Source organism: Saccharothrix sp. NRRL B-16348, assembly GCF_001280085.1.
GTDB lineage: Bacteria > Actinomycetota > Actinomycetes > Mycobacteriales > Pseudonocardiaceae > Actinosynnema.
Window position 1 is genome coordinate 1 of the sequence record NZ_LGED01000213.1, and the last position, 21400, is coordinate 21400.

At 69.2% G+C, this 21400-nt stretch carries 19 protein-coding genes and 2 pseudogenes; 13 read left to right on the plus strand and 8 right to left on the minus strand.

Features of this window, described 5'->3' with window-relative positions; genetic code table 11:
* Window positions 1-1243 precede the first annotated feature (1243 nt).
* Both ADK67_RS52770 and ADK67_RS27850 read left to right on the plus strand, forming a co-directional pair.
* Window positions 1244-2182, plus strand: a complete 939-nt coding sequence (locus ADK67_RS52770; RefSeq protein ID WP_197289645.1) for a fascin domain-containing protein — start codon at window positions 1244-1246, stop codon at window positions 2180-2182.
* Between the two features lie 9 nt (window positions 2183-2191).
* Complete coding sequence (locus tag ADK67_RS27850; protein WP_053719487.1) at window positions 2192-2758, plus strand: hypothetical protein; 567 nt, start codon at window positions 2192-2194, stop codon at window positions 2756-2758.
* A gap of 628 nt (window positions 2759-3386) precedes the next feature.
* Here the strand turns inward: ADK67_RS27850 and ADK67_RS27860 are convergent.
* Complete coding sequence (locus ADK67_RS27860; protein WP_053719488.1) at window positions 3387-3962, minus strand: TetR/AcrR family transcriptional regulator; 576 nt, start codon at window positions 3960-3962, stop codon at window positions 3387-3389.
* Window positions 3963-4007: 45 nt separating this feature from the next.
* On the opposite strand from ADK67_RS27860, the gene ADK67_RS27865 reads away from it, so the two are divergent.
* From ADK67_RS27865 to ADK67_RS27885, 5 genes are all read left to right on the plus strand, one after another.
* Window positions 4008-5105, plus strand: coding sequence for an alcohol dehydrogenase catalytic domain-containing protein (locus tag ADK67_RS27865; protein WP_053719489.1), 1098 nt, complete (start codon window positions 4008-4010; stop codon window positions 5103-5105).
* A gap of 88 nt (window positions 5106-5193) precedes the next feature.
* A complete protein-coding gene (locus ADK67_RS27870; protein ID WP_053719490.1) occupies window positions 5194-5670 on the plus strand; it encodes a tautomerase family protein in 477 nt (158 codons plus the stop codon).
* A gap of 14 nt (window positions 5671-5684) precedes the next feature.
* On the plus strand, window positions 5685-6116 hold the full coding sequence (locus ADK67_RS27875) for a tautomerase family protein (protein WP_053719491.1): 432 nt from the start codon (window positions 5685-5687) through the stop codon (window positions 6114-6116).
* Window positions 6109-7119 carry a zinc-dependent alcohol dehydrogenase gene (locus ADK67_RS27880; RefSeq protein WP_053719492.1) on the plus strand — a complete coding sequence of 337 codons (1011 nt, stop codon included), beginning with the start codon at window positions 6109-6111 and terminating at the stop codon, window positions 7117-7119. Before ADK67_RS27875 ends, ADK67_RS27880 begins: the two co-directional genes overlap by 8 nt.
* Window positions 7116-7793, plus strand: a complete 678-nt coding sequence (locus tag ADK67_RS27885) for a PaaI family thioesterase (RefSeq protein ID WP_053719493.1) — start codon at window positions 7116-7118, stop codon at window positions 7791-7793. Before ADK67_RS27880 ends, ADK67_RS27885 begins: the two co-directional genes overlap by 4 nt.
* Window positions 7794-7957: 164 nt before the next feature.
* Here ADK67_RS27885 and ADK67_RS53945 read toward each other — a convergent pair whose 3' ends face one another.
* Window positions 7958-9559 (minus strand): glucuronyl esterase domain-containing protein, encoded by a 1602-nt coding sequence (locus ADK67_RS53945; protein WP_231648379.1) that lies wholly within the window; start codon window positions 9557-9559, stop codon window positions 7958-7960.
* Between the two features lie 109 nt (window positions 9560-9668).
* On the minus strand, window positions 9669-10976 hold the full coding sequence (locus ADK67_RS27895) for an extracellular catalytic domain type 1 short-chain-length polyhydroxyalkanoate depolymerase (RefSeq protein WP_053719495.1): 1308 nt from the start codon (window positions 10974-10976) through the stop codon (window positions 9669-9671).
* A gap of 444 nt (window positions 10977-11420) precedes the next feature.
* Between ADK67_RS27895 and ADK67_RS27900 the strand changes: the two genes are divergently transcribed.
* Window positions 11421-11897, plus strand: coding sequence for a hypothetical protein (locus ADK67_RS27900; RefSeq protein WP_231648380.1), 477 nt, complete (start codon window positions 11421-11423; stop codon window positions 11895-11897).
* Between the two features lie 280 nt (window positions 11898-12177).
* Here ADK67_RS27900 and ADK67_RS27905 read toward each other — a convergent pair whose 3' ends face one another.
* Complete coding sequence (locus ADK67_RS27905; protein ID WP_231648381.1) at window positions 12178-13071, minus strand: substrate-binding domain-containing protein; 894 nt, start codon at window positions 13069-13071, stop codon at window positions 12178-12180.
* A gap of 939 nt (window positions 13072-14010) precedes the next feature.
* Here ADK67_RS27905 and ADK67_RS27915 point away from each other — a divergent pair.
* Window positions 14011-15042 (plus strand): LacI family DNA-binding transcriptional regulator, encoded by a 1032-nt coding sequence (locus ADK67_RS27915; protein ID WP_053719499.1) that lies wholly within the window; start codon window positions 14011-14013, stop codon window positions 15040-15042.
* 285 nt (window positions 15043-15327) lie between these two features.
* Window positions 15328-15771 (plus strand): endo-1,4-beta-xylanase, encoded by a 444-nt coding sequence (locus ADK67_RS27920; RefSeq protein ID WP_157620895.1) that lies wholly within the window; start codon window positions 15328-15330, stop codon window positions 15769-15771.
* A 14-nt stretch (window positions 15772-15785) separates the two neighbouring features.
* On the opposite strand, the pseudogene ADK67_RS55135 reads toward ADK67_RS27920, so the two are convergent.
* Window positions 15786-16049: pseudogene (locus tag ADK67_RS55135) on the minus strand (IS630 family transposase); the annotation flags it as partial.
* A 334-nt stretch (window positions 16050-16383) separates the two neighbouring features.
* Between ADK67_RS55135 and ADK67_RS49440 the strand changes: the two are divergent.
* The 3 genes and pseudogenes from ADK67_RS49440 to ADK67_RS55415 all read left to right on the plus strand — a co-directional run.
* Complete coding sequence (locus tag ADK67_RS49440) at window positions 16384-16863, plus strand: hypothetical protein (protein WP_197289646.1); 480 nt, start codon at window positions 16384-16386, stop codon at window positions 16861-16863.
* 341 nt (window positions 16864-17204) lie between these two features.
* On the plus strand, window positions 17205-17495 hold the full coding sequence (locus ADK67_RS55410) for an undecaprenyl diphosphate synthase family protein (RefSeq protein ID WP_442974195.1): 291 nt from the start codon (window positions 17205-17207) through the stop codon (window positions 17493-17495).
* 4 nt (window positions 17496-17499) lie between these two features.
* Window positions 17500-17628 (plus strand): annotated as a pseudogene (locus ADK67_RS55415) (undecaprenyl diphosphate synthase family protein); the annotation flags it as partial.
* A gap of 535 nt (window positions 17629-18163) precedes the next feature.
* Here the strand turns inward: ADK67_RS55415 and ADK67_RS53955 are convergent.
* From ADK67_RS53955 to uppS, 3 genes are all read right to left on the minus strand, one after another.
* Window positions 18164-18424, minus strand: a complete 261-nt coding sequence (locus tag ADK67_RS53955) for a hypothetical protein (RefSeq protein ID WP_231648385.1) — start codon at window positions 18422-18424, stop codon at window positions 18164-18166.
* A gap of 111 nt (window positions 18425-18535) precedes the next feature.
* Window positions 18536-19918, minus strand: coding sequence for an FAD-dependent oxidoreductase (locus tag ADK67_RS27935; protein WP_053719503.1), 1383 nt, complete (start codon window positions 19916-19918; stop codon window positions 18536-18538).
* Between the two features lie 314 nt (window positions 19919-20232).
* Entirely contained in the window at window positions 20233-20937 is a 705-nt protein-coding gene (gene uppS, locus ADK67_RS27940; protein WP_053719504.1) for a polyprenyl diphosphate synthase, read from the minus strand.
* Window positions 20938-21400 lie beyond the last annotated feature (463 nt).

Sequence of the window (21400 nt, forward strand, 5' to 3'; positions counted from 1 at the left end):
GCGCAACGCCCGAGCCCAGCCCAAGACCGGCTTCGCCACCGACTCACCCATCCGCACCTGGACCCATTACCCGGCCAAGGTTGCATGACATAGCACTAGGCCGCTCGGGCACGGTCAAGGCTCCACACGGTCGACTTCCTCCGCGCCGCCCACACGCGGCGTGTCATTCGAAGAACCAACGCACGTCAATTGCGGAGATCTCGACGGATCCATCCGATGCCCGCACGCGAAGTATCACGTGGGCCGTGGCCGCCGGTCGCCTCGACCAGGCGTCCTGAACTCACCCGGAGCAGCAGATCTGGAACAGTGTCGGCAATCGATGCATTAGGAGTCGGGTCGACGTCCCGACTATCGAGGGCGACCACGATCGGCTGCCCGCTGATCGGTGGCTAATATCCGCCTCCGGCATGTGAAAGGCTCGGACGAAGTCGTCGTGCGCCTTCCAGTCGGGCGGCAGTGCGCGCAAGCCGACAACCCGGAACGGGGGTCCCATGCGTCTGCGTCCCGCTCAGCAACCAGGCCAACACCTACACGCCGCCGCTGACCGCCACCCCACAGACCGTCGTCGTCACCTCCTCGGCCCAGTACACCTGCGTCTCGGCCGGCGTGCCCGGCCTGACATCCGGCTCGCGCACCGTCGAGGTCGCTCCCCCGGTCGGTCACATCGTCACCATGTGCACCCTCGGGCTGAGCGCCGTCTCCGGCACCACCACCTCCTCCGTCCTCCTCGAAATCACCTCGGCGTAGCCTTCCGGCGCGGTGGACACGAGTTCTCCGGTGTGGCCGCTGAGGCGCCCATTCCAGAGGGGCGGGCATCGGCCGATCACGCTTCCTCCATGCACGGATGTCGACCGCGCAACAGAGCGGCTATCCAAGTAAGGCCTTTCCGCGAAAAGGCGGACTTCCACACCCTCGTAAGAGGGCGTGCCGACACCTGATGGCCGATCGATAGGCCCTTTGGTCTCTGGCGGCGCAACGCCCGTGTGAGCGATGCTTCTGGAGGACGCTCGGGCGTGCCGGTGCTCCGGGGGTGCCAGCACCCGATTGCCTGATTCACCTCTCAGGCAGTCGACCGTGCACCTCGTAGCGTTTCTGACCGACAATGACTCCCGCAGCGAAACGCTGCCCGGCGGAGCTCGGAATCCAGTCGCGTACTGGAATCAGGCGAAGAGGAGAGGACCACATGCCATTATCGGTAGCCGACCTTGCCGTGCTCGGGGATACACCGATCACGATCCGGTCGGTGTCCTACGCGAACGTGTACCTGCGGATGGACGGCACGGGGGTGACCGCCGACAACTACCGGGGCGGGACGGTCAACTGCCAGTACGGAGCAGGCCCCATGGAGAAGTACAGAGTCAGACCCCAAGCCGATGGGTCGTACGCCTTCGAGTCGGCGGCCTTCCCGAAGGTGTACCTGTGGATGGACGGCACCGGGGTCACCACCGCGGGCTCCGGAGGCGGGACGGTCCGCTGCCAGTTCATCGCCGGCGCACCCGGCGTCTACGAGAAGTACAAGCTCCACGTCCAGGACAACGGGTCGTTCTCCTTCCGATCGGTGGCCTTCCCGAACGCGTTCCTCCGCATGGTCGGCAGCGGGGTGACCGCCACCACCGACGCCGGAGGCGGGATCGTCAACTGCCAGTTCGACGCCAACGGCGGCGGGGACGAGACGTTCGTCCTCGACTTGGCCGACCAGAGCCTCGACTTCGTCATGCAGCGCCAGGAGCAGACCAACTGGTGCTGGGACGCGGCCTCGGTCAGCGTCGCCAAGTTCTACAACCCCAACGCGGCGTGGACCCAGGGCCTGCTGGCCAACGCGGAGTTCGGGCGCAACGACTGCGTCGTCGGCGCGGGTCAGGTGTCGCCCTGCAACTGGGGCCGGTGGCCGGACGCGCCGCTGACCAGGGTCGGGCACTTCAAAGAGCGCCTCAACAACGCCCTGACCAGCCTGCAACTCGGCCCCGAACTGGCGAAGTCCGCGCCGGTCCTGGTGAACATCGCCTGGCGGGGCGGCGGCGGCCACATCGCAGCGGTCCGCGGACGCTCCCGGGTGGGCGGAGTGGAGCACGTCGCCGTCGCCGACCCCTGGTACGGGGACTCCGACCTCACCTACGACGCCTTCCGGGACAACTACCAGGGTTCCGGGACCTGGAACGTCAGCTACAAGACCAAAGCCTGAGGAGCCCGCATGCCACTGCACCTGCCCGACCCACCCACCGGCGTGCCCGACAAGGTCAAGGCGAAGCTCCACGCGTTCGCCGACGGCGGCAACTTCTCCACCAAGGCACTGCGCGGCGCCCACAAGGACCGACTCGACCTGTCCACCCCCCACCAGGTCTTCACCATGGGACTCGACGACATCACCTCCGGCGCCGGTCTCGACACGGCCCGACCGGTCGGCTGGCGCTACCTCGTCGAGGACGGCGGACAACTCATCGCCAGCGCCGAAACCACGCAGGCCCCCGACGGAACCCACGAGGTCTCGCAGTTCACCGAGGGCCCGTTCGTCGCCGAAACCGACAAAGCCGTCAAGGCCGTCCGAAAGCTGCCCCAACTCGCGGCGGCAGGCTTCGAACTCCGCCTCCTGCGCATCCCCGCCCTCTACGTCATGGCGCTGTGGCTGCACTCACCTGCTGCCGACCTGTTCGTGCCACTGGCACCGTCACCGACCCGCAAGGAAGGCAAACCCGTGCCGGCAGCGGAGTTCCTCACGGACCTGACCGAGCTGGCCCGCCAGGCCGTACCTCCCGCCTGACCCCTCAGCCGTTCACCGGCACCACCCGTGCCCCTTGACGTGAGCACCAGTGTTCGGGCCGTTGATCGACCGGATCCAAAGTCCGATCAACGGCCCGAACGGCTCCACGGCGCGTAGCACGGCCGCCACCACCTCGTCCTGCTCCGGCCGCGGTGTTCGCGCGGACGACTCAGGCCAGTCGGACCTGGGCCCGGACGGTTCTCCGGTCGCCGTCACGCCGATGTCCCCAGCTGACCGACAGCCGGTTGACCACGAGCAGGCCACGGCCGTGTTCGGGTGCGCCCAACCTGCCCCGGGTCGGGTCGAGTTCCGCCGCGAAAACGCGGACGCGGCCTTGAGGATCTCGTCGGCCCGCTGACGTTCCGCGTTCTCCTTGCGGAGCCTGCGCAGCTCCTCGGACTCGGTGGTCGTGGACCGGTCGCCGCGCTGGAGTTCAGCATCGCCGACTTGGAACAGACGACGCCCACCGTCGACGGTCATACGCACCACCCGCCGAACTGAGGTCCGCCAGCCTCGTCCCGACGACCCCAGCCCGTCTGGCGAGCAGAAGCCGTCGGTCGAAATGCTGGGCGACCGGATGCTGGCGTCGAGGCCAATACCCAAGCGCTCGAACCAATCCGTCCGGCGCTCAGCGACCGGCCAGGGTTTGCGTGACGACCGCCTCCAGTCGGACCGCCACGCGGTCCAGGGGTTCGGCGCTGCGCTTGGCCCTGCACATCGCCACCGCGCCCTCCACCGCTGCCACCGTCAGCGTGGCCACCTGGTCTGCTTCCTGTTCGCCGACACCGTGTTGCCGCAGGGAATCGGTCAGGAGCGATTCCCACCGGGTGAAGACCTCGGCCGCCGCGTCCAAGGCCGCCATGCCCTCGGACGGTTCCTCGACCGACACGGCCAGCACGGGGCACCCGGCCATGAAGTCGCTCCTGGTGACGATCCCCCGCCACCACGCGAGGAACGCGCGCAAGCCCTCCACCGGGCCCGCCGACAGCTCCTCAGCCAGCATGCGCGCCGCCACGTCGCCCGCGAACCGGACCGCCTCGGTCACGAGCTGCTGCTTGCCTCCCGGGAAGTAGTGATACGTCGATCCCAGCGGGGCCTTGGCGTGTTTGGCCAGCTCACGAACGCTCGTCGCGTGCACGCCCCGCCGGCGCAGCATGTCCGCCGCGCCGGCCACGATCCGCTGCCGCGGTTCGGTCGAACCCATGGGTGCCTACCCTCCCGGTTATGACGACCGTCATAGTCTACCCGCATGACACGTGCACTCCACTTCCTGCGCAGCGGCCGACTGGCCTGGCGCGACCGGGAACCGCCGCGGATCGAGGACGGGCGCGACGCCGTCGTGCGGCCGTTCGTCGCGGGACGGTGCGACGGCGACACGGTGCCGATCCACCGCCCGGTGTCCCGGGCCATGCAGTTGGGCCTGGCGATCGGCGCGATCGACCCGGTGGTGGCGAGCATCTGCGGTTCCGTGCCGTTCAAGGGTCCGTTCGGCATCGGGCACGAATGCGTCGCCGAAGTGGTCGCCGTGGGTGCCGCGGTGACGGCGCTGCACGTCGGCCAACGCGTCGTCGTGCCGTGGGCGGTGTCCTGCGGCTCCTGCGGGCACTGCCGGAACGGCCTCACGTCCAAGTGCGCCACGACCATCCGGTCCACGCTCGCGGCGTTCGGGTTCGGCCCGGCCTGCGGACCGTGGGGCGGCATGGTCGCCGACGAGTTCCGCGTCCCGTTCGCGGACCACATGCTGGTGCCCGTGCCGGCGGGCGTGCCGCCACTGCGGGTCGCGGCGGCCAGTGACAACCTCGCGGACGCGTGGCGCTGCGTCGTCCCGCCGCTCGCCGCGAGGGAAGGCGGATCCGTCCTGATCCTCGGTGGCGGCGCCAAGAGCATCGGTCTCTACGCGGCCGGACTGGCGGTGGCGCACGGCGCGGGGCCGGTCGACTACGTCGACGACGACGCCGGGCGACGCGACATCGCGGAGTCCTTCGGCGCACGGGCCGTCACGCGACCGGAAGGCCGGTACGACGTGGCGGTCGAGGCGACCTCCAGCGCGCCCGGGCTGCGGCGCGCCATCCGCTCGTTGGCCCCGGGCGGCGTGTGCACCGCCGTCGGCTACTACCTCGCCACCGGCACGCGGGTGCCGTTGATGCACATGTACGCCACCGACACGACGTTGCGCGTCGGCGTCTCCCACGCGCGGGCGCTGCTGCCGGAGTTGCTGGACTTCGTACACCGCACGGGCTTCCCCGCCGAACGCGTCACCACCCTGACCGCCGACTGGGACGACGCGCCCACGGCCTACGCCGCGAAGACGACCAAGGTCGCGCTGTGTCGCGACCCGGTGCACTGACCTCGCACCCCGAGTCGACCCGGCGCTATGACGCTCGCTATAACCCGTGTTAGGCTGCGGTTATAACGAGCGTCATAGGAGACTTGTCGTGACCGTCATCACCGTGAACACCCAGGAAGGGCGCCTGAGTCAGGAGCAGCGCCGCACGTTGGCCGAGACGCTGACCGACGCGGTCCTGGTGCCCGAGATCGGACAGTTCGCACCGGCCGCCCGAGCGGGGTTCCAGGTGCACTTCGTCGAGCGCGCCCCCGACACGATGGCCATCGGCGGCCGGCTGCTGGCGGACGTCGAGCAGGATCCCGACGTCATGGTCATCGACGTGGCGGTGATGGACGGTGACTGGCGCCAAGAGGTACGGACCTCGGTCATCGAGCGCATCCTGGCGGACATGGCGGACGCCTGCGGGCTCGCCCAGCCGTCACCCGCCTGGTGGGTCAACTTCCGCGTCATCGACGAGGGCAGCTGGGGTTCCAGCGGCGGCGTGCTGTCCATCCTCTCCCTCCTCCGCACCGGCGTGTTCACCGAGGAGAAGGCCACCGCCATCCGCACCCGTTTCCACGCCTGAGCAAGGAGGTCGCCATGCCGATGATCAGACTGACCGTCCCGACCGGTTCCCTGACCGAGCAGGGCCGCACGACCGTCCAGCGCGACCTCGCCGCGGTGCTGCTGCGTTGGGAGGGAGCGCCTGACAAGGCGTTCTTCCGCGCCCAGGCGTGGAGCTACCTGATCGAACTGCCCGAGGGTGCGCAGACGACCGCAGAGGACGACGCGCCACGCTTCCTCGTGGACGTCACCGTTCCGCACGGCGCGTTGTCCGAACGCCGGAAAGCGGGACTGGTCCGGGACGTCACCACCACCGTCCTGGAGGCCGCCGGGCTGTCCCACGACCACGCGCTGACGGTGTGGGTCCTGGTGCACGAGCAGCCGGAGGGCACCTGGGGAGCCGGTGGCTCGGTCATCCGCTACGCCGATCTGGTCACGTTGGCGCAGAAGGACACGAGCGATGCGTGAGCTGACCTACGTCTCACGCCACACGGCCGAGTGGCGCGAGGCACCCGACCCGACGCTCCAGTCCGATGTGGACGCCATCGTCGCGCCGGTGGCCGCCACCCCCTGCGACGTGGACTCCGCGATCCTGGCCGGGCACGGGTTCATCGCGCCGCCGTTCGCCATCGGCCACGAATGCGTCGCCCGCGTCGTCGACATCGGCGAGGCGGTGACCGGAGTCCGTCCCGGCGACCTGGTCGTGCTGCCGTGGTCCATCAACTGCGGCACGTGTGATCACTGCCGTTCGGGTCTGACCGCGCACTGCACGTCGGTGCCGCACATGGCGATGTACGGCGCGCCGATCGGCGGCACCTGGGGTGGGCTGTTCTCCGACCTGGTCCGCGTGCCCTACGCCGACGCCATGCTGGTGCCGCTGCCGTCCGGCCTCGACCCGGTCGCGATGGCCTCGGCCAGCGACAACTGGTCCCTGTCCTGGCGCCTGGTCGCCCCTCACCTCAAAGCCAGGCCCGGAGCCCGGGTGCTCGTCGTGGCGCGCGGCAGCATCGGCCTGTACGTGTGCGACATCGCCCGCGCGCTCGGCGCCTCGGACGTGCTCTACGTCGACCCGAAGCCGGAACACCGCGCCATCGCCGAGAGCTACGGAGCCCGCACCGCAGAGGCGATCGAACCGATCCGGCACGGCTTCGACCTGGCGATCGAGGCCACCGGCCGCGTCGACCAACTCGCCCTCGCGCTCAAGAGCCTGGCCCCGGAAGGGTTCTGCGAGAGCGCCGGCAACCACTTCCGGCCCGGCGAGCTGCCCCTGCTCGACATGTACCTCACCGGCGTCACCCTGCGCGTCGCCCGGGACAACGTCCGCCACCACATCCCCGACGCCCTCGACCTCGCCCGCTCCGGCCAGGTCACACCCGAACGGGTCGTCTCCCACGTCCTGGACTGGGACGACCTGCCCGACGCCCTGCCCCAACGGCTGCTCAAGCCCGTCTTCGTACGAGAGACCCGATGAACCTGCCCTCCCTCGACGACCACCGACCCGACCGGACAGCACGAGCGCGGGAACGCCACCGAGCGGCGGCAGCCACCCTCGGTCACGAACTGCGAACCCTGGTCGACACCGTCGTGCGCACCGACGCCCCACCGGACGTCCTGCACCGCGCCGCGGACGCCGTGCGGCGGCTCACCGGACAACTCGCCGGGCGGCGACGCGTTCGCGGCGAGATCCCGACGACCGACGAGTTCCCGGGCGGCGTGCGGATGTACAGCCCGGTCACCGGCTCCGGCAGCCCGCTCGCACCGCCCCTGCGCGTGACACCCGTCGAAGGCGGGCTATCGGGAACCTGCGCCCTCGGCATCGCGCACGAAGGGCCGCCCGGCTACGGGCACGGCGGCATGAGCGCCATGCTGCTGGACGAACTGATGGGCCGGGCCTGCGCCGCCGTCGGGATGCCCGCGATGACCACCTCCCTCCAGATCCGCTACCACCGTCCCGTTCTGCTGGAGGTGCCCCTCCGCGTCCACGCCCACGTCACGGGAACCGAGGGCCGCACGATCTCCGTGGCAGGTTCGATCACCACCGACGAGGATCCCGCCACGGCCCTGGTGACCGCGGAAGGCGTCTTCGTCTCACCGGAACCCGACCGCGCCCGTGCCCTGTTCCCTGGATTGCGGGAGAACAGGTGAACGTTGTCGACCGGCGGTTGCCGTGAGGTGGACTGGGATTCGGCCGGAGGTGACGGCCGATCGCCAGCACCGAACCACCACCGAAAGTGCACCAAACCCGCTCGATTGACAGACCCTCCGGCGCGGCCGCGTTGGGCGTGTCCAGTGCGGCCCGCCGGTGTGGGTCAGGGACTGGTGCAGGTGAAGATCGGCGTCGTTGGGCTGCCGCTGCCGATGAACCCGAACGTCGCGCTGCCGCTCGGCGCCAGCGACCCGTTCCACGCGGCATTGCGCACGGCCGCCGAGGACCCGGTGCCGATCGACACGCCGCTCCAGACCTGGGTGAGCGACTGGCCGGACGCGAGGGTCCAGCGGACCGTCCAGCCGGTGATCGCCGAGGTGCCTGCGGTCACCGAGACCTCGCCCTGGTAGCCGCCTTGCCACGAGTTGACCGTGCGGTAGGTGGCGCTGCACGCGCCGACCGGAGGTGTCGAAGTCGTGGTGGTGGTCGTGGACGTGGCGGCCGAAGTCGTGGTGGACGTGGTGGTGGAAGTCGTGGACGTGGGGCCGCCGCCGCTCGGGATGGTCCACGGGATCGCGGCGGGCGTGGTCGGGTAGGGCACGTTGTCGAACGTGCGGTTGACCGGCAGGCCCTTGAGGTACTTGTCGGCGAAGTCCATGATCGCGTTGTAGTCGGCCATGTCGATCTGGTGGCCGCCCGGCCGGTAGGCGATGCCGATCCGCTCGGGGACGCCGAGGTACTCGTAGACCATGCGCGCGGCCCGGTGGGTCAGGCCGGTGCCCTGGGGGTTGGTGCGGATGTCCGCGCCCTCAGTGCCGCTGGTGGTCAGCAGCAGGCGGGGCGCGACCAGGGAGGCCAGCGAGTTCTGGTCGATCGGCAGCCGGGTGGCCTGGTTGCGGAAGGTGGCGAACCGGGGCGTGAACCAGTACGCGGCGCCGAGGATGTCCTCCAGCTTCTCGTCGTTGCTGTTGCTGGTGAAGAAGTAGCGGTAGTTGCCCATGCCGGCGGTCCCGGAGGAGCCGGGCACGGTCAGCGCGATGCGGTCGTCGAACGCCCCGGCGACCACCGCTGCCTTGCCGTACCGGGAGTAGCCCGAAACGCCCACCTTCGTGGTGTCGATCTGCGGGACGGAGCGCAACGCGTCCAGCGTTCGGTGCACGCCCCACGCCCACGCCATCAGCACACCGGTGTCCGCGCCGGGGTAGAGGCTCCAGAACGCGCCGGTCTTCGACGTGCTGTCCGCGGCAATGCTGTTCGGGGTGATGTGCACCTCGGCGTACCCGCGGCTGGTCGCACTGGCCGCCAGCGGGTTGAGCATGATGATGGCCGGGAACGGGCCGGTGCCGCTGGGTAGGCGCAGGGTCGCGGTGAACGATGAGGTGCGGCCGTTGGCCGTGACGCTGACTGTGAGCGTGTTGCCGTTGCGGGTGCCCGTGACAGTCGTCGGCGACGGAGGCAGGTGCCCGTACTGGTAGTACTGCAGCAGTTCGCGCAGTTGATCGCGGCGGCAGCCCCAGTCGGCCGACGTCGTCAACCGGCTGCCGTCCCAGAACTTGAACGGGTCCGGCAGCTCGGGAACGGTCGGCAGGGCGCCGGCGGCGGGCAACGAGTCCGGCAGCGCCGGACACGCGGCCGCCCCGGAGCCCGGCCGGCCGATGGCCGTGGATTGGCCCACGGCCACGACAGCGCTCGCGGCGGCGACGATCAACACCAGGGCAAGGCCGAGGAGCGTTGAGCGGCGCCTCGAACGGACGGAGCTGTCCATCGAACGATCCTTATCTGGTCAAGGATGCCGGCGGCGCACCCGAAGCGACAGTGCATCGAGTTCAGGGCAGTGCGGATTCCGTGGCGGCGGGCCGGGAGTCTCCGCGGGTTCAGGCGACGGTGCAGGTGCTTCCGTTGAGGGTGAAGGCGGTCGGCTCGCCGGTGTTGCCGGTGTGGTTGGCCTGGAAGCCGATGCCCACCGAGGCGTTGGGGGCGAGGGCGGCGTTGTACGACACGTTCCGGGCGGTCACCGCGCCGCTGGCGGGCGTGTAGGTGGCGCTCCAGCCGCTGGTGATGGTCTGTCCGCCGGGGAGCGTGAAGGCCAGGCTCCAGCCGTTGATCGGGGTGCTTCCGGTGTTGGTGATGGAGATCGACGACGTCAGGCCGGTGTTCCACGCGTTGACGGTGTACGTGACGCGGCAACCGGTCAGACCAGGCGTGGTGGTCGTGGTGGTGGTGGTCGTTGTAGTAGTCGTGCTGGTGGTGGGCGTGGTTGCGTCGAGGCCGAAGAAGCGGATCACCTGGGCCGCGTCGACCGGGATGTTGTGGCCGACGCCCTGCATGCTGATCGCCTCGACCGGCGCCGTCCCCCCGGTGCTGCCGTAGCGGGTGCGGGTGTAGCCGGACTGCGGCGTGTCGGTGGACGTCGGCGTCTGGCTCAGGCCGTGGACGTTGGTCCACTGCTTGATCTGCTCACCGAAGTTGGGGTAGCGCAGGGTGTCGTCGTTGGTGCCGTGCCAGATCTGCATCCTCGGCCGGGGACCGGTGTAGCCGGGGTAGGCGGCGCGGACCAGGTCGCCCCACTGCTGCGGCGTCTTGATCGACTGCCCGCCGGAGCACTGGCTGTTCCACTCCGAGCCGTTGGTGGTGGCGAAGCACGCGAACGGGACACCCGCGAACGACGCACCCGCCTTGATCACGTCCGGGTAGACGCCGAGCAGGACATTGGTCATCATCGCGCCCGAGGAGGTGCCGGTGGCGAAGACCCTGTCGGCGTCCCCGTTGTGGCGCTGCTTGACGTAGTCGACCATCGACATCAGCCCCACCGGGTCGCTCCCGCCGCCGCGGCGCAACGCCGCCGGCGAGGACACGTCCCAGCACTTGCTGCTCCGGGTCACCGTCGGGTAGATCACAATGAAGCCGTGCCGGTCGGCCAGGGACGCGTACTGGGTCTGCGAGTGGAAACCCGGTCCCGACCCGCCGCAGTAGTGGATCGCCAGCAGGATCGCGGGCTTCGCGGCCACCCGGTCCGGCACGTACAGGTGCATCTGCAGGTTCGTCGGGTTGGTGCCGAAATTCGTCACCTGGGTCAGGCTCGCGGCCGACGCGGCCGGCGGCGACGCCACCGTCAACACCGTCGCACCCACCAGCCCGGTGACCGCGAGGACGGCACCGGCTACCACGTTCTTCAGGTTCATCGGACCGGATCCTCAGCAACTAAGCAGGGACGGGTGCGCGTGGCAGCTGCCCGTTCCCCGACGTCGGTGTCGGGCTCGAAACATTACGAAGTATTGGCCGAAACAGTTCGATCCGGCAAGCCCCAGAACGCATGCGCGTCTCAGTAGCGGCGACTGCGATCGGGTTCACCCCCATGGACGAGCGCCGACCGGTGGGCCGCGTGGCACCTTCGAGACGGGAGGCAACCGGTCCGGCGACAGTACGCCCGCGTAGTGAGACGCAGCAGGAGGTGGGAGGCGACACCGGCCAAGGATTCCGCCACTCCACGATCTCGCGAATCAGAGACGCCGGACTGTCTGATGTGGACAGTCCAAAAAGGATTCATGCTGGCGCGTCCGTGCTCGGCTGACTAGACTGGAACAGCACCGCCACGTCTGTTGCACCTCATCCCGGAGGTTCCCTTGGTGCGCTTCCGTTTCTTCGCCCATGTAGTAGGTGCGGTGACCTTGACGGCGGGGTTGTTGACCGCCGTTCTCACCGGCACCGCCAGCGCGTGCAGCTGCCTGCCTTACGACAACGAGGCACAGCGCTACGCGCGGGCCGCACACGTGTTCACCGGCGTGGTGCTCAGCCGGAGCCTCGAACTCGGTGACCCGAGCCACTCCTTCGACGACCTGTACCGCTACACGGTCAAGGTCGCCTTGGAGTACAAGGGCGATGTGCCGGCCACGGTCGACGTCCTCAGCCCCTACCAGGTGTCGGCGTGCGGCGTCGACATGTCCGTCGGCGTCAACCACCTGGTGTTCGCGAAAGGCGACTCCAGCGACGGTCGTGTCGAATCACAGCGTTGCGACGGCACCCGCCCCGCCTCCTACGGGCCGCCCAACACGACCCTGACCACCACCGCTCCGACGACGCCCTGCAACACCGCTACGTCTTGACGGCTTGTGGGTCGCATCCCGGACAGTGTCTCCGGGATGCGACCCACAGCGATATCGGCGATCGGGGTGCCGGTGACCAGACGTCGGCGCCGTCGAAGCCGAGTCCCTCCGCACCAGTCCTGCCGGACACGGTCGGAGAATTCGCGCACGGTCCGTCGCCTTCGACGTTCGGTCACGGCTTGTGTGTGATCACCACGTCGAGTCGGACGCCCACGTCGTCCAGGGGTTCGGCACTGTGCTTCGCCCCGCACATCGTCACCGCGCCCTCCGACGCCGCCCGTCAGCTGCCGCCGGGTGGCGCGGTGCTCTGACGCAGCACCAGTTCCGTGGCCAGGTCGATCCGCAGGTACGGAGGGCGCTGCCCACGGGCCAGCGTCATGATCATTCGCGCGGCGGTGGCGGCCATGTCGCGCAACGGTTGGCGGACGGTGGTCAGGGGCGGGCCGCTCCACTCGGTGATCGACAGGTCGTCGTAGCCGACGACGGACAGGTCGCGGGGCACCGACAGGCCCAGTTCGTGGGCCGCGCGCATCACCCCGAGCGCTTGGTAGTCCGAGCCCGCGAAGATCGCGGTCGGACGGTCCGGGCGGTCGAGCAACTCCAGGCCGTGGACGTAACCGCCGTGGGCTCGGAAATCGCCGTAGCGGATGCGATGGGGCGCCGCCGGCACTCCTTCCGCGGCCAGCGCGCTGAGGAAGCCTCCTGCCCTGGCGCGGCTGCACAGCAGCGCCGTCGGCCCGGAGATCATCGCGATCCTCCGGTGCCCGAGCCCGGTCAGGTGGCGGGCCACGGCCAAGCCGCCTGCCCAGTTCGCCGAGCCCACGACGGGCACTTCCGGCGGCTGTTCTTCCGCGGTGTCCACGAAGACGACGGGAACGCCTGCCTCGGTCAACCGTCGGCGCTGCCGTTCGTCCAGCTTCAACACCACGAGGATCACGCCGAGCGGTCGCCGGTCGAGCAGGTCGTCGAACCACCGGTCCTTCTGCCCGCGGTTCCCGTGCAGCTCGGAGAGCACCAGGGCCGTCCGCTCGGCGGAGAGCACCTGCTCGACACCGCGGATGACCTCCATGGCCCATTCGGAGTGCATGTGGTCGAACACCAACTCGACCAGCGATGGTCTGGCGGGAGGACGTTCGGATTCCCCTCGGCGCAGGCGGCCCTCCACGCCCCTCACGACACCGACGGACCCGCTCGCACCGATGGCCGGACGACTGCTTCCCGCCTTCGACGGGCCGACTCCGGTCATGACGGGCGCGGAGGGCACGTCACCCCGCCGGCTTGACGCCCTCCGCACATCGGCGCTCCACGACTGCGTCGACGTGTTCATGCTTGTCCCTGTCCACGAGATGGCCGTACGAACGATCGCAAAACGCGAGAACCGCCGAACTGGTGCCGTGCGGTGTCGGGATCCCGCTCCACGGGGTCGACGAGTGGCGACCGCGGTTGTGTCAAGCGCATCCACGTCCTCCTTGACGCATGTGGACAGTCGCCGTCCTGCCCGCTGTGAACGGGGCGGACGGGTCCGGCTCCGAAAACGTTCGATCGACGACCCGAACGCTCGTGCACCGTGGTCCGCCACGGAGCAACATCCGGCGCCGCTCCACGGTACGACGCGAATTCGGCGTGCACCCGGTTGAGACGCAAACTTGCGTTGGATGTCGCGCCTCCATGATCGCGACCTGGTGTGAGCGCTCACAATCGGCTATCCGCCTTCTGGAGCAGCAGGAAGACCGTCCCATTACTCCACGCAGCCCTCGCCCTTGTCTTCGATAACACCTCGCCTTGGCGGATGGATCGGCCATCTGGTCGGCCACATCGGCCCGACGACCCAAATGAGACTGCGCCCACTGGGCCGCATTGACATATTTCGACGCCTTGCTCGAAACTTCAGATCGTCGGCAGTGGCCCGCATCGCTCACATCGCGTCCGCCACTTCGGAAGACCGGAAGGAGAGCCTGGTGATCGACCGGTCAGCCTGCTCCGGATCCCGTACGTCCGCCGGGATGCCGGCGGAGGCGGCGGCGATGGAGGTCGACCGCGCCGACTGCCCGCTGTCATCGCCGGGCTCGCCGACGCCGAACCCGGAGGCTTGTGACGGCTTCGGACCGACTCCGTGAAGCCGGCGTCGAGATCCTCGCAGGACCTGTCCGACGGCAACGGCACCACCATCGCCCAGATCGCCGTCCTGGCCGGGGTCTCCGTCGCCACCGTCTCCAAAGTCGTCAACGGCCGCGCCGACGTCGCACCCGACACCCGTGCCGCGGTCGAGACCATCATCCGCGAACACGGCTACCGACAGAAGAAGGCCAACCGCGCCACGCTCGTCGAACTCGTCCTGCACGAGCTCAAAGGCGCCTACGCCATGGAAATCATCAAAGGCGTGGAACGCGTCGCCGTCGAGCACGGCCTGGCCCTCGTCGTCTCGGAGTCGGAAGGCCGGCACACCCTCGGTCGGAACTGGATCGAGGCCGTCATCGCCCGGCGCCCGACAGGTGTGGTCGCGCCGGTCAACGTGCCGACGCAGAGCCAGCAGGAGCAGCTGCACAGCCGTGGCATCCCCATAGTCCTGGTCGACCCCATGGATGAACCCGATCCCGCCCTGCCGTCGGTGGCCGCCGACAGCTGGGGCGGCGGCCTGGCGGCCACCCGGCACCTGCTCCGACTCGGCCACCGACGCATCGCCGCCATCACCGGATCATCAGGATCGATGCCCAGCCGGGCACGGCTCGACGGCTACCGCACCGCGCTGGAGACCGCCGGCATCCCCGTAGACCCGGTGTTGATCCGGGAAGGCGACTTCCACCTCCGAGACGGCTTGGCCCACGGCCAGGAACTCCTCCGTCTCCCGGATCCGCCCACGGCCGTCTTCGCGTTCAACGACGCCCAGGCCGTCGGCGTCTACCAGGCCGCGCACCAACTCGGGCTCCGCATTCCCGAGGACCTCAGCGTGGTCGGGTTCGACGACCTGCCGACCGCGACCTGGGCGATCCCCGCCCTCACAACGGTGCACCAACCGCTGCGCGACATGGCCGCCACCGCCACCCGCATGCTCATCGACATCGCACACGGCACCACCACCCCGCACCGCTCCATGTTCGCCACCGAACTCATCACCCGCGCCAGCACCGCACCACCACGAGGCTGACCCACGCGACGCTGCGCGGTGCAGCCACCCGGAAGAGGAATCCGGACCTGAGGCATCCCGCCGACCGCGCCCCGCGGCCCTGGTCACCACCACGGCTTTCGCGGGTAGCGCCGTCGTCACCGCACCCGGTTCCAGGGCAACGGCGACGACTCCGGCCTGGATCCGACCTGCTCCACCACGCAACACGCCAACCGGTGTGGTGCGACCCCCGCTGCCGACGGCCGCACCCCGCCTCCCACCGCACCCGTCGAGCCCGCAGGGGTGCTCTCCCAGAAGGTGCTGAACATGAAGCTGACATCGAGGTCGGCGTCACGCGCACTGGCCGCCGCGCTGCTCGTCGCCGCGACGACGGGCGGCGCGGTCCTGGCGGCGACGTTCTCCGCCAGCGCCGCAACCACCCTCGGCGCGTCCGCCGCCGCGACGGGCCGCTACTTCGGCGCCGCCGTGACCGCCAACAAGCTCGGCGACTCCACGTACGTCGGAATCCTCAACCGCGAGTTCAACCAGGTGACTGCCGAGAACGAGATGAAGTGGGACGCGACCGAGCCGTCCCAGGGGAACTTCACCTTCGCCAACGGCGACCGCATCGCCAACCACGCGCGGGACAGCGGCATGATCATCCGCGGGCACGCCCTGCTTGGCACTCGCAGGAACCCCAGTGGGCCTGGGTGGGTACCGCTCCGGCATTGTGGGCTGTCCACTGGGCTACCAAGTGCGTTGACCACATAGGTTCGCCGGGTTGGTCAAGCTGCTGGTGGTCGGCCCCAGCGTTGTTGGCGTTCGCTGCGGATGCGTGCTCGTTCACGGCGTTGGGCGTCGAGGATGTCGGGGTGGCGTGCGTTGGCGTTGCGCCAGCGCAGGTGTCGTTGCAGCTCACGGGCCAACACGGTGTGGTTGGGGTGGTTCGAGTTGGCGATGACGAAGGTGCGCAGTGGTCCGAAGTGCGGCTCGATGGGGTTGGCCCAGGAGGCGTAGGTCGGGGTCAGGCAGATCTCGACGTTGTTGTCGGTGGGCCTGACCTACTACGACAACGACCGGTGTCCTCCCGAAGAACACGTACCACCACCGGTGAGGGCGCAACGAGTCGTAGCAGCGAACAGGCGAGTGCAACGTCATCTTGAGCACCCGGACAGGGCGGCGAACCAGAGCCGTTCTACAGGCTCGTAGCGGATCCGACTTGCGAGTTGCCGGCGGAGTACGGCGTTCGGTTGTGGTGGCGCCGATGTGCGGCACCCGACTCGGCCAAATGGCAACTGGGCGAATGCCTGCCAGAGCGTCGACCGATACGCTGGACGAGCACCGCCGCCGTTCACCCGACCAGGGGAGCTTTCATTGGCGCGCTTGCGTTTTCTCGCTCACGCCACCGGTGCCGTACTGCTGACGGCCGTCTTGTCCGCCGCCGTGCTCACCGGTACTGCCAGTGCGTGCAGTTGTCTGCCCTATGACACCGAACCACAGCGCTACGCACGGGCCGATCACGTGTTCAGCGGCTACGTGTCCGCGTCCACCGTCCTGGAGCGCGGCAAGCCCAACTACGTCTGGGACGACCTGCGCGCGTACACCGTGCAGGTCGACCAGGAGTACAAGGGCGACGTGCCGGCGACCGTGACCGTGACGACCCACTACGCCGGGTCGATGTGCGGGCTCTCGCTCTACGTCGGCGGGTCGTACCTGGTGTTCGCCTTCGGCGACTCCGCCGACGGCGAAGTGTCGTCCCACTACTGCTCCGGCACCCGCCCGGCAAACGCCGGCCCGCCCGTGACGACCACGGCGATGGCCGCACCAGCCGCAGCACCCGCCTGCACCGCCGCTGCTGCCTGACCGCCCCCCGGACCGGATGTGGGTGGCCGCCACCACCCACATCCGGACATCGTGTTGCAGCGCCTCGGTGACGGCTGTTCACAGCTGACGGCGACCTCGACCCGTAGTCGAGCGCTGGAGCCCGGCCGTGGCGGCCCTGATCGCCGAGCTGACGGCCCCGCCCACCTCCGCTCGGCCCTGGCCTGGGCACTGCCCCCCTTGACCGTGCCGAGAGCCCGACCACCCGCGGTGACCACGGGCAATCCCGGTCCGGAGTCGGACCGCACCGGACTCCGGCCCTCGCCACCGCACCGTGACGGCGCCCGGCCCCGCGCATCGCCGCCGACCGAATGCCCGGCCACGTGGCCATCATCATGGACGGCAACGGCCGCTGGGCCGAGCAACGCGGCCTGCCCCGCGGCGAAGGCCACCGCGTCGGCACCACCGCCGCACAGGAGATGGTCTACGGCGCCCTGGAGATCGGTCTGCGCCACCTCTACTCGTTCTCCACCGAGAACTGGAAACGCGACACCGACGAAGTCACAGCGATCTTCGGGGCAGTCCAACGCGAACTCGACGAAGGCCCCATCCGCGACCTGAACGTGCGCCAGCGCTGGTCCGGCCGTCCCGACAAACTTCTACGGCGGCCGTGAGGAGATCACCCGCACCTCCAACTCCCTCCCCTGGCACACTGCCTACGCCGAGCTGTACTTCACCCCCCACCGCTGGCCCGACACCGACCGACGCGACCTGTGGGACGCCATCACCGAATACAGCCGACGCCAACGCCGCCACGGCGCCGCCCGCACCCCCTCACTGACCCCGAACAACACCGGCCGGCCCCTCAGACCCAACCCGACTCCCGCCACTGACGCGTTCCAGCTCAGCCATGTCCACATCCCCAAGATCCGGCCAGGCGCTGTACCAGCCGCCGCCTTCGTCTGCGGCGAAGCACTGCTGCAGCAGCGGCATCCCATGGGCAAGCGCTCGTTGGACACCAGGTTATGGCGTCCTCGACACCAATCCCAGGTAGTCGAGATCCCGGTCGAGTCGGCGATCAACAGGACGTCCCGGATGGCGTTCATCGTCGATGAGCGCCTCGCCCCGGTAGCGTCGTCGGTCAGACGGCAACACGGGACAACCGTCCGCAGAATCCCTGCACCACCCGGCGATGGGTCCGGAACGTCGTCGCCCCACATCCGTTCGATCAGGTCATCTCTCGCGCGGAACAGGCATTCGGAATCCGGATCGCCCTGCCCGCTCCGCGCTCTGGGCACCGTGGCCGCGTCCGACACCCTTCCGGTGGAAGCCCTGGAGCGCGTCACCAAGTTGGTCGCATCCTCAGCTGTGGGCCGTCACGGTTGTCTCCGCCGCCGCGACCAGGTTGTTCCGGATGTGCCATCGATCGCCGATCTGGATCGCGTCCGGTGCGCCTTGACTGATGGCCTCGACGTAGATGGCCGAGCCGGATCATGACCTTGCGGTCGGGCAGCACGTCGACCCGGCGGCGGGTGACCGCGTCGATCAGCACGATCGCGTAGCGGCGACCACGCCGCAACGCGAAGTCGTCGATCGCGAGCACTTCCGCAGCCCTGACTGGAAGATCGGGAAGGGCGTGCGCCAGTCGCAGCAGCGCGCTTCGACCGGTCGACCGTCCAAGACCCATGTCACGGTCATCGGAGCAGGTCGGCTGTCACTGGTCGCGGACAGCCTGTTCGTCGGTGGTGAGCGGAGGGTCTGTGCGCGCTTGTCGTCGAGGTCCCAGCATCACGCTGAGCAGTATGTGGGGCGTCAGCAGGCGGGTTGGCGAGGTGGCGAGGGTGTAGACGCCGAGTTGTGCGGCGGCGACGGAGGGGCGGCTGGTGGCCGTCCAGGCGATGCGGTCGAGGAAGCGCTGTCGTCCGCGGGCCAGTGCGTTCGGGCGTGGGCCGGTGGTGGTGGGGTAGCGCAGGTCCTGGGTGGTGGCCATGGTCCACGCGAGGTCAGCCGCGCGGGCGATGTCGCGTTGGGTGCGACGGGCGTCGTGGTGGGGGCCGTGGCGGCGCAGTCCGGTGTCGAGGGCGAGGGCGCTGCGGGCGGCGATGGCCATGCCGTGTCCGTAGATGGGGTTGACGGTGCAGGCGGCGTCGCCCAGGACGACGAACCCGTCGGGCCAGGTGGGCATTCGGTGGAAGTGGCGGCGGCGGTTGCCCGGGATCCGGTAGCCGCGCGGGGCGGTGAGCGGCTCGGCGGTGCGGATGAGGTCGGCGATGATCGGGTGGCGCAGGTCGCGGGCGTAGGCGGCGAAGCCCGCCTCGCTGGTGGGTGGTCGGTGATCGCGTGAGCCGATCAGGGTGACGGTCCACTGCCGGTCTTCGATGGGTACCAGCACACCGGCGCGGACGTGGTCGGTGTTGGTGGGGTCGGGCATGATGTTGATCTCGGGGAAGTCGTCGCGAGCCAGGGACGGCATCCGGTAGAGGCGTGTGGTGTAGAAGATCTGCGGGTCGATGTGCTCCTCTGTGGGGGTCGGCAGGCCGAGGGCGGTCAACCAGGTGACGGCCTGGGAGCGGTGTCCGGTGGCGTCGACGACGATGTCGGCCGGCAGGTCGTCGGTGTGTCCGGTCCGTCGGTCGAGCAAGCGCACTCCGGTCACCCGGTGGGGGCTGCCGAGCAGACCGGTCGCAGCCGTGTTCGGCCGGACGGTGATGTGGGAGTCGGCGAGGACTCGTCGGCGGACGACCCGGTCGAGCAGGCCGCGGCTGGCGCCGATGATGAACTGCATCTCGTCGAAGCGTTCCAGCCAGCCGCGTGAGAACAGCATCAGCAACCGGTTGGGCACGCCGATGTACTGGGCACCGTGGTCGAGCAGCTCCCGGGTGGTTCCGGGCAGGAGTTGGTCGAGCGCGTGGGCGCCGCCCGACAGCAGGACGTGGGTGTGGTGGGCCTGTGGTGTGCCCGCACGGGGAACGGGGTGGTCTGGCAGTTGGTCGCGTTCGACGATGGTCACCGAGGTGGTGTGGCGGGTGAGCACGGCGGCGGCCAGGGTGCCGGCGAGACCGCCTCCGAGTACGACGGCGTGAGTGGGTTTTCCCATGGCGAGGGCGTCCTGTCCTGCAGTGCTGCGCTCCCGGCGGGTTGAGCGGGTGCGCGATCGGGTTCCGGAATGTGGTGGGGGTGCGCGCCGATCCGGTTGCGGTCGATCGATCGCACGTCGTGTGCGGATCGGCGACTTCGTCGTCAGGGTCGCGGACCGGTCGCGTCACGGGTTCGCCCAAGGCTGCGGCGCATGTCCGGTGGCCGCTTCGCCGGGTGAAGCAGGTCCTGTCCCCGTTCCGCCCGGTCCGAGCCGGCTCCGTCGCCGGCTCGGACCGGCGACGGGCTTCCGGCCAGGGGTTGGGGTGCGGATGGTCAGGCCGGGGTCGACCGGATCGGAGGCAGGGCGCCGAAGCGGCGGTCTCGTTCGGCGTAGGTGTGGATCGCTTCCGAGAGGTCCTGGGGTGTGAAGTCGGGCCACAGGACCGGTGGGAAGAGCATTTCGGCGTAGGTGGTCTGCCAGGTCAGGAAGTTCGACGTGCGCTGCTCGCCGGACGTGCGGATGAGCAGGTCCACATCGGGCATGTCCGGTCGGTACAGGTGCGCCTGGATGTGCTCGTCGAGGCTGGTCTCGGGATCGAGTCGACCGGCGGCGGACTCCCGCGCGATCTCCCGCACCGCGTTCGTGAGTTCGACCCGCCCCCCGTAATCCACGCACAGGCAGACGGTCAAGCCGTCGTTGCCGGCCGTGGCCTCTTCGGCCCGGCTCAACTCGGCACGCAGGTGAGGGCCGATCCGCTCACGGCGACCGGCCCACGCGAAGCGGATGCCCGCGGACTGCCACGTCGGTAGTTGTTCGCGGACGAACCGGCGGATCAGACCGAGCACGCAGTACTGCTCCGCCACCGGCCGGTTCCAGTTCTCCGTGGACCAGCAGTAGAACGACAGCCAGGACAGCCCCAGACCGGCGCCCGCCGCGATGATGTCGGGCAGTCGGCCGAACCCGTGCCGGTGCCCCTGTCGCCGGTGCAGGCCCTGGCGGACGGCCCAGCGGCCATTGCCGTCCATGATGATCGCCACGTGCCGAGGCTGCGGACCGGGAACGCTCACCCGAGCAGGCCGCATCGCTTGAAACGGAGTCGTGCCGACCATTCGCTTTCCCTTCCAGGGTCGTCGCACAGCCGTCGATGCGGAACGATTCCGCGATTCCCGACTTCTCGTGTGTTTTACCGGGGCGCACGTGTTGCCTTGCAGTCGAACGGCACTCACCGGGACGGCCCACTCTTTCCCTGACACCCAGGGCTGTTCATGACTAGCACCGCCCTAGGACTGCGTCAAGTTTCAGATGACGGTTACTGCAACTTCACCGCTCCATTCCTGTCGGAATGGAATGAACACTGGAATAACCATTCTCAGTGGGATCGCGGAGGTAGCACTCGGACATCCGAGTGAACAGTTCCGACTCTAACGGCCCAACCGGACGTTCGTCCTTGGAGATCCGAGGTGGAATCATTACCATCCCTCTTGGGCGTGATGCGCAGTT

What these genes read in the sequence shown, in the direction of transcription:
- ADK67_RS27920 (WP_157620895.1), top strand. Translation starts at nt 15,328, where the DNA reads ATGAAGCTGACATCGAGGTCGGCGTCACGCGCACTGGCCGCCGCGCTG.
- ADK67_RS27875 (WP_053719491.1), top strand. Translation starts at nt 5,685, where the DNA reads ATGCCGATGATCAGACTGACCGTCCCGACCGGTTCCCTGACCGAGCAG.
- ADK67_RS27865 (WP_053719489.1), top strand. Translation starts at nt 4,008, where the DNA reads ATGACACGTGCACTCCACTTCCTGCGCAGCGGCCGACTGGCCTGGCGC.
- ADK67_RS27880 (WP_053719492.1), top strand. Translation starts at nt 6,109, where the DNA reads ATGCGTGAGCTGACCTACGTCTCACGCCACACGGCCGAGTGGCGCGAG.
- ADK67_RS27895 (WP_053719495.1), bottom strand. Translation starts at nt 10,976, where the DNA reads ATGAACCTGAAGAACGTGGTAGCCGGTGCCGTCCTCGCGGTCACCGGG.
- ADK67_RS27850 (WP_053719487.1), top strand. Translation starts at nt 2,192, where the DNA reads ATGCCACTGCACCTGCCCGACCCACCCACCGGCGTGCCCGACAAGGTC.
- ADK67_RS27935 (WP_053719503.1), bottom strand. Translation starts at nt 19,918, where the DNA reads ATGGGAAAACCCACTCACGCCGTCGTACTCGGAGGCGGTCTCGCCGGC.
- ADK67_RS27885 (WP_053719493.1), top strand. Translation starts at nt 7,116, where the DNA reads ATGAACCTGCCCTCCCTCGACGACCACCGACCCGACCGGACAGCACGA.
- ADK67_RS53945 (WP_231648379.1), bottom strand. Translation starts at nt 9,559, where the DNA reads ATGGACAGCTCCGTCCGTTCGAGGCGCCGCTCAACGCTCCTCGGCCTT.
- ADK67_RS27860 (WP_053719488.1), bottom strand. Translation starts at nt 3,962, where the DNA reads ATGGGTTCGACCGAACCGCGGCAGCGGATCGTGGCCGGCGCGGCGGAC.